This is a genomic window from Phyllobacterium chamaecytisi, assembly GCF_020164455.1.
In the GTDB taxonomy this organism is placed as follows: domain Bacteria; phylum Pseudomonadota; class Alphaproteobacteria; order Rhizobiales; family Rhizobiaceae; genus Phyllobacterium; species Phyllobacterium chamaecytisi.
Window position 1 is genome coordinate 1 of record NZ_JAIQWW010000078.1, and the last position, 420, is coordinate 420.

The window sequence follows — 420 nt, forward strand, 5'->3', positions numbered from 1 at the left end:
CGCCTTGTCGAGGGTTGCATCGGCAGCCATCATGCCTCTCCTTCAGTCGTTTTAGGGGCAGTCTTTGCTGCAGGCGATTGGGCTGCAGGCGATTGGGCTGCAGTGGATTGGGCTGCAGCGGGTTTGGCAGCAGCGGTCTTGGCGGCTGTCTTGGCTTTGGGTGCTGCAGCCTTCCCGGGGGCCGCCTTGGCCGTTGCCGCCTTTGCGACGGGCGCTTTGACTGGCTTGGTTGCCGCTGGCTTGGCAGGAGCAGCCTTCTTGACGGCGGCGGGCTTGGCCACCGAGGCTGCAGGTGCTGGCGCTGCCGGGGCACCAGCGAAGTTCGGGTGCACCACCTTGCCGCCATGGGTCAGAACGGTGGCCTTGACCAGTTCATCGTCGAAATCGATCTTGACTGTCTTGCTCTCCTTGTCGACCAGG

1 pseudogene is annotated in these 420 nt (G+C 64.0%); it reads right to left on the bottom strand.

Annotation, left to right across the window (positions count from 1 at the left end):
• Nucleotides 1-29: 29 nt before the first annotated feature.
• Nucleotides 30-420: pseudogene (locus LB462_RS31010) on the bottom strand (Re/Si-specific NAD(P)(+) transhydrogenase subunit alpha); the annotation flags it as partial.